General features: G+C 50.2%; 9 protein-coding genes. 5 read left to right on the forward strand and 4 right to left on the reverse strand.

Annotated features, from left to right (window positions below):
* Positions 1 to 56 precede the first annotated feature (56 nt).
* The 3 genes from FBQ85_24765 to FBQ85_24775 all read right to left on the reverse strand — a co-directional run bounded on the left by FBQ85_24765 (position 57) and on the right by FBQ85_24775 (position 1,735).
* The gene (locus FBQ85_24765; GenBank protein ID MDL1878345.1) at positions 57 to 377 is read right to left on the reverse strand and encodes a hypothetical protein; all 321 of its coding nucleotides are present in this window, start codon (positions 375 to 377) and stop codon (positions 57 to 59) included.
* Between the two features lie 709 nt (positions 378 to 1,086).
* On the reverse strand, positions 1,087 to 1,428 hold the full coding sequence (locus FBQ85_24770) for a type II toxin-antitoxin system PemK/MazF family toxin (protein MDL1878346.1): 342 nt from the start codon (positions 1,426 to 1,428) through the stop codon (positions 1,087 to 1,089).
* Entirely contained in the window at positions 1,415 to 1,735 is a 321-nt protein-coding gene (locus FBQ85_24775) for a hypothetical protein (GenBank protein MDL1878347.1), read from the reverse strand. The genes FBQ85_24770 and FBQ85_24775 overlap by 14 nt, the downstream gene beginning before the upstream one ends.
* Positions 1,736 to 2,163: 428 nt before the next feature.
* Between FBQ85_24775 and FBQ85_24780 the strand changes: the two genes are divergently transcribed.
* From FBQ85_24780 to FBQ85_24795, 4 genes are all read left to right on the forward strand, one after another.
* On the forward strand, positions 2,164 to 2,457 hold the full coding sequence (locus FBQ85_24780; GenBank protein MDL1878348.1) for a BrnT family toxin: 294 nt from the start codon (positions 2,164 to 2,166) through the stop codon (positions 2,455 to 2,457).
* Complete coding sequence (locus tag FBQ85_24785) at positions 2,429 to 2,683, forward strand: CopG family transcriptional regulator (GenBank protein ID MDL1878349.1); 255 nt, start codon at positions 2,429 to 2,431, stop codon at positions 2,681 to 2,683. Before FBQ85_24780 ends, FBQ85_24785 begins: the two co-directional genes overlap by 29 nt.
* A 105-nt stretch (positions 2,684 to 2,788) precedes the next feature.
* Entirely contained in the window at positions 2,789 to 3,157 is a 369-nt protein-coding gene (locus tag FBQ85_24790; protein MDL1878350.1) for a hypothetical protein, read from the forward strand.
* The gene (locus tag FBQ85_24795; protein MDL1878351.1) at positions 3,154 to 3,447 is read left to right on the forward strand and encodes a type II toxin-antitoxin system RelE/ParE family toxin; all 294 of its coding nucleotides are present in this window, start codon (positions 3,154 to 3,156) and stop codon (positions 3,445 to 3,447) included. Before FBQ85_24790 ends, FBQ85_24795 begins: the two co-directional genes overlap by 4 nt.
* Positions 3,448 to 3,475: 28 nt before the next feature.
* Here FBQ85_24795 and FBQ85_24800 read toward each other — a convergent pair whose 3' ends face one another.
* Positions 3,476 to 4,372: a PEGA domain-containing protein gene (locus tag FBQ85_24800; GenBank protein ID MDL1878352.1), complete on the reverse strand. Its 897-nt coding sequence runs from the start codon at positions 4,370 to 4,372 to the stop codon at positions 3,476 to 3,478.
* 519 nt (positions 4,373 to 4,891) lie between these two features.
* Between FBQ85_24800 and FBQ85_24805 the strand changes: the two genes are divergently transcribed.
* Positions 4,892 to 6,283: a sodium:solute symporter family protein gene (locus tag FBQ85_24805; GenBank protein ID MDL1878353.1), complete on the forward strand. Its 1,392-nt coding sequence runs from the start codon at positions 4,892 to 4,894 to the stop codon at positions 6,281 to 6,283.
* Positions 6,284 to 6,465 lie beyond the last annotated feature (182 nt).

Below are 6,465 nucleotides of genomic sequence, written 5' to 3' on the forward strand. Positions count from 1 at the left end.
GCCGCGGCGCATTTCCGCCTATCTTAAACCGCTTCCTCCCGCAGGGGGTGGGGGAATTATCCTGACCCCGGGTGGGGGAATTGTGGTGACCCTTGACATTTTGCATGGAACTCTTCAACATCATTTACCGGTAGAGCACCCTTGTAATCCTTACACTCAATTGCCCAAAGGAAAGACCAACTCGACATATTTGGTAAGAACACTTCAATTGAAATATCAATTTCGATATCGGCTTTTCTAATTTTTGAATAGTACTTCTTCTTTTTGAAAATTTGACACGCCTTGGGTAAAAGTCCCAACCGTTCTGAAGCAAGTTCATGCTTTATTGCGTCAAATACGCGATCTTCAAATTGATTACCTTTAGCGACCGTACTCATAATTTTTGAACCTTACTCTTATGAAACCGCGGGGAAATGAAATGTAAAAGGCGGTGATTCAGTACCAGTTCTCAAAATGGTATCAGCAGGCGGCATTCTAATCGGCGTTTTCCATCAGGATGAATTTGCTGCGATAAACATAACACCCCTCACGAAGTTTGATGAGTCGAATCTCCGGAAGAGCGCGGTTTTGGCGGACAAAAGTTGCCACCGCCCGGGCGGTGATAAATTGCAGCAAGCACGCCAATTGACTTCTCCGCACTCATGAACAACCGCCCGGGCGATTGTGGTGCTTCACAGGATAAATTCGCAGCGATAAACATAGCACCCCTCACGAAGTTTGATGAGTCGAATCTCCGGAAGAGCGCGGTTTTGGCGGACAAAAGGTGCTACCGCCCGGGCGGTTGTGGTGCTTCACGGGATAAATTTGCAGCAATAAACACGGCACCCCCTCGCGGAGTTTGATGAGTCGAGTCGCCGGAAGGGCGCGGTTTTGGCGGACAAAGGGCGATTCCACGCGATCCCAGCTCACCCTAAACTGTCGAAAAATATACCCGCAAAAGCATGAGAATGCGGCAAGTTGCTCTATACACACATTTTACCTGTTCGCGAGCCGCAACTCAGGCCAAAGGCTTGTCGATGATTTCGTAAATTGAGGAAAGGCAAATTCTGGAGAAGGGGGAAAGCCTGTACGATAGGAAGGTTTTCGTTAAGGTTTCTTGACGAGGTAATTGCTAAGGTTTTTCAGCAGCCGCTTGCGCCGTTTTGCCGAGATTGAGCCGATTTCACCTTCGATATATTTTGGAGGGATTGCCACGAGATGCCCCAGTCGAATCAACGAGTCGGATTGCAGCCCACTTGCAGCAAGATCAGCATCAGAACGAGAGATGATTTCGTCAAACCCCTTGAGCGCCTGGTGCAGTTGCGAGCTCACTCCGCAGATCAGTAAATCGTGGTAACCCGGCAGCTCGCGTAAAACAACCGCAGGGCGTTTTTTCAATTGACCATCTGCTTGTTGGATAACCGCGATAACGACACTACCCTCTTGCATATGCTGGGTTCGGTTTTTTGATCATGTCCGAGGTGTATTCGGGCTCGTTGTCGCCAAACTCATTGTCCCACGACGTGAGCGCTAAAGACATCCAGCCTTCACGATCTTGATCAAGTTCAACGGCGTGAGCTTCGCTCTGCTTCTTTAAAGCTCGCAACCGGCCATTCTTGCGCGTCAACACCAGACCCTTATCCGTAACTTTGGTGACAGTAAACGTGTCCCCCACTTTCAGGTCGTGTTGCGTTATCACGGTTTTGGGAATGGGGAGCGTGATATGGTCACGAGTCTGTATTTTTGTTTTTGACATGGCTTATCCTTGCTTGTTCGTCAGGACGAAAATAAAATAACAAGCGACGCCACGAAAGGCAAGCCATTTTTCACAGCAGCCATTGAAACAGCGAGAAAGCCAACGCGAACGAGCCGCAACCAAAACGAACATCTCCAGCGGGTAGAAAAACCCAACGGATGCGGGAGGCTTTATCAGTTGAGTTTTTCAATCAGTTGGAAAAATCTTTGCTTTTTTTGCAATGATTCAACTTTAAAGAGGTTATTAAAGTTTTGGCGGACAAAGCGCGATTCCACACGATCCCCAATTCACCCGAAACTGAGGTACAGTATACCCGCAAAAGTGGGCGAATGCGTGTGAGAAACCTGGCAAAGCCGACCGTTCCTCAGCGGCAATATTAGCCATACAAAAATATTGCTTTTTCTCTGGCCTCGCCGTATCTTTGCCGCATGACAGAGAAAGTTGAGTTTGAATGGGATTTTGAAAAGGATTGGGAAAATCAAAATAAACACGGTGTATCATTTGTCGAAGCACAGTATGCTTTTGCAGATCATAACCGTGTTATTTTGAAAGATCATGCCCATAGCGATGCCGAAGAAAGATTCTACTGCGTCGGCAAGGTCGGTGATGGGATTATGACGGTACGCTTCACCTACCGAGAGAACAAGATCAGAGTATTTGGCGCTGGTTATTGGAGAAAAGGCAAGAAGATCTATGAAGAGCAAAACGCGAAAAAGAATTAAGTATACCGACGAGCCGATGAACCAGGTCGAGGTTATTGCGGATTTCCTCCCCTCACCGGAACAACTCGCCTTCAAGGAAGAAACCGTCAAGATAACGATTGCACTCAGCAAGAGCAGCCTTGACTTCTTCAAAGAGAAAGCCGAGAGGCATCATACGCCGTATCAAAAGATGATTCGCCGCCTCGTCGATGAATACGTAGCAAGGCAGAAACATCTTTCCGCGTGAAGGAGAAATCTCGCCTCGAACCGAAAGAGTCTTTCGGTGGAATGCTGAAGAAAATCCCTACCGGAAATGACATGCGGAAAATCGTTTTGAACGCGCCCGGAGGCCGTGTTTCGTGACAGCACCGCCCGGGCGGTTGTCACTCAAGTTTTTATTGCCAAAAGTCTTGTCAGGGAGTATATTCGAGCCATCACGAAAATGAAGAAAGGGACGATCATGCACATACAACTTTCAGGCAAAGCGGCAGAAGTGGTCAAGGCGCAAGTCGCCTCCGGAAGCTATGCGGATGAAGCAGCATTTGTTTCAGACATTGTACTCAAATTCGAAGTATATCATCAAAAGAAACTTGCCGCGCTCAATCGAGAAGTCGGTATCGGCCTTGACCAGGCAGATAGAGGAGAGTGTGTAGATTTTGATTTCGATGAACTCATGCAAGAGGTTGATGAGGAGCTGGGTTACGCCAACGCCAAGCCATGAAAAAAGTCTCAATCACCCCCAAAGCGCGGGCAGATTTACGAGACATTAGCCGCCACACCGACCAAAAATGGGGGCGACAGCAACGCTTCAAATATCTCAAACAGCTTGGCGATCGCTTCGCCTTTCTTGCCGAAACGCCTGAGATGGGAAAAAAGCGCGACGAGATTGTTGGCGCTCCCTTTAGCTATCACGAAGGCCGCCACGTCATCTTTTACCGCGCCACGGCTGAGGGCATTGAGATTCTGAGAGTCTTGCATGACGCGATGGATTTCCCCAGACATTTCAAATAAGTTTGACTTCCTACCAGCCGCCCGGCAGTTACCTCGGCGGCCAGGGAAAGGCCGGCAAGCTTTCGTTAGTCCCGCCATTTGATTCACGGCCTGACAGCAAAACATACGCGGTTGTGCCAATCGCTGCAGCGCCGCCCGCCACCCACAACCAGGTTTTGGATGATCCCGCCTTGAGCGGCGCCAGTTCCGCATTCAATTGAGAATCATTTTCCATGGTGAGTGATTGCTGCCATTCCGCGTAGCCCTCGCGCCGGACAATGATTTTGAGCTTGCTGGCATGCGGCACATTGCCGGTCAACGGCGTTTTGCCCATGACTTTGCCGTTGATGAGGACTTCCGCGCCCGAGGGGGAAGAATAAATCTTGAGCTGATGTTTGTTCTGGGATTGCGCGCTGAAACCCGGCCGCGCGCTGCTGGACATTTCCACGGCAATTGCAGCGAGTATCTCCAGCAAGCCGTCAATCTTGCCGCGATGATCTTTGTTGAAGGATTTCTCGATTTGTCCGGACTCCACGTCGATAACCGAAATGTCAACGGCATAGGTTGCGCCCAGCTTGCCGATTGAGCCGAGAACGATTTTTTTCGCATTCAAGATTTGTCCGGCACGCACCGCGCAAGCAACGCGTGTGCAGCCCGTCATTTGAAAGCCCTGCTCGCCCAGGGTTTTGTCCATGTTCTCGCGATCGATCACGATGAATGCGTTGGTTTTTACAAGCTGACCGCGCAGCCGCTCGCTGAGCGTTGCCGCTTCGTTTTCCGAAATGCCGCGGCCTTCCAAATTCAACACTGCAATCTGCGGCTTGCCGGATACGGCGGATTGGCTGTGCGATGAAGACGCAATTAGAAAAATCGCGCTGAAGACGGCGGATGGCAGAGTTGAAGCGAATCTCCGCAGCGTGCGCCGGCAAGGTGTTGTGTGTGACATGCGTTCGAACCTTTCGAGCTTTGATCGCGTGAACGTTTCCAACGGCTCTTTTGCCTTTCTTGCGACGAGTCGTGTCGCGGCAAAATAAACTTCAAGCAGAAGAGCAGCCCATTTCAGATGCTTTGGCGGAAGGATGCTGTAGCCCGATAAAAGTGAAATCGTTGCTTTTGATGCAAATATTTTGGACACAGATTCAACAAATCAACATAGCTAAAAATCAGCGTGAATCCGCATTGATCTGTTTCCGAAGATTTTGGTTCCGGCTCGTTGTGGTATTTACCGGCAAATAGTGGAAAATGCGCTAAAATTGGTGCAACTCTGCCTTCAACAAGCTCAGGCTGCGCCTCTGTTCAGCCTTCGACAAGCTCAGACTGCGTCCCCAGCTCAGGCTGCGTCGAAGAGGCGTGACGTTCAAAAATCAGCGTCTGCCTTGCGTGTCACTGCCGGTTTGTTTATGTTAGAACCCTTGTGCGGCGTTGCACTGTGATCGAACTTTCATAACACCACAATCGAATCCCCATGGCGGCTGCTCATCTTTCGGCGCTTGATTACTTCATTCTGCTGCTCTATTTGATTGCTTTGCTCGTGCTCGGCTTTATGCGTTCGCGCAAAACCACCGGCACGCTGGAAGAGTATCTCGTCGCGGGCCGGCGCTTGTCGTTGCCGGCGTTTGTGGCCACGCTGGTCGCAACGTGGTATGGCGGCATTCTCGGCGTGGGAGAGTTCTCTTATCAATATGGCGTTTCTAATTGGCTGGTATTCGGCGTGCCCTATTATTTGCATGCCTTAATCTTTGCCGTGTTTTTGGCAGGCCGAGCGCGGCGTGCGCCCGTGCTCACGATTCCCGAACAACTGGAAACGGCGTACGGCCGCAAAGCCGGAATGGCGGGTGCCTTCTTCATTGCCATCCTGGCGACGCCCGCGCCTTACGTCTTGATGCTGGGCGTGCTTTGTGAAATGCTGTTCGGATGGCCATTGTGGCTGGGCGTGGTGGTGGGCACTTTTTTTTCGATTATTTATTGCTTTCGCGGCGGCTTGCCGGCGGTGGTGCGCACGGAGATTTTGCAATTCATTTTGATGTACCTCGGGTTCGCGCTGATTTTGATCTTTGCGGTGAGCCGTTACGGCGGCTGGGATTTTTTGCAGCAGCAGTTACCGGCAACCCATCTCACCTGGCACGGCGGCAACAGCCCGCAATACATTCTGGTGTGGTATTTCATCGCGATGAGCACGCTGGTCGATCCGAGTTTTTATCAGCGCTGCTTTGCGGCAAAAACCGAGAGCGTGGCGCGCTGGGGCATCATCATTGCCATTGGCTTTTGGATTTGTTTTGATTTGATGACCACGGCAACCGGCCTTTACGCGCGCGCGATTTTGCCGGGCTTGGAAAATCCGGCAGCCTCTTATCCCGAATTGGCGTTGCATCTGTTGCCGTCTGCGGCGCGCGGGATTTTTTTCGTAGCGTTGCTCGCCATCATCATGTCCACGATTGACAGTTTTTCATTTCTGGCCGCGATTTCACTTGGCAAGGACATTTTCGCGAAATTCGGACAAAATGTGAGCGAGTCGCGCGCGACTGCTCTCACGCAAATCGGCATGATTATCACGTTCGTGGTTGCCGTTTTGATTGCGTTGTGGGCAAAATCCATAGTCGCGATTTGGTATCAGATCGGCACGATCATTACCCCAGCATTGCTGCTGCCATTGGCTTCGAGTTTTTCGCCGAAATGGAAAATGTCTCCGGCTGCGGCATTGCTGTCGATGATTTTAAGCGCGGGCGTGACAGGGTTGTGGTTGGCGACGGGGAGTGCTGGAAATTATTGGTTAAATGTTGAGCCGGTTTATGTGGGGTTGCTGATTTCGATGGTGATTTTTATTGTGGATCGATTTCTAAAGATGCGGTTTTTTTAGTCACGGATGAACACTGATTTTCACTGATTTTTCTTCGTGTTTGTCAGCGTTCATTCGCAGTTTGAGATACAGGAAAGTTATATCCTGAATTTTGCATGCTGAGATATGACAAGAAAGAATCGATAATCGTCTTAAACAAACCGCGAAGCGGTGGAATGTTTATAGTAAAATCCGCCCCACCA

This window comes from Cytophagia bacterium CHB2 (assembly GCA_030263535.1).
Taxonomy (GTDB): Bacteria; Zhuqueibacterota; Zhuqueibacteria; order Zhuqueibacterales; family Zhuqueibacteraceae; genus Coneutiohabitans.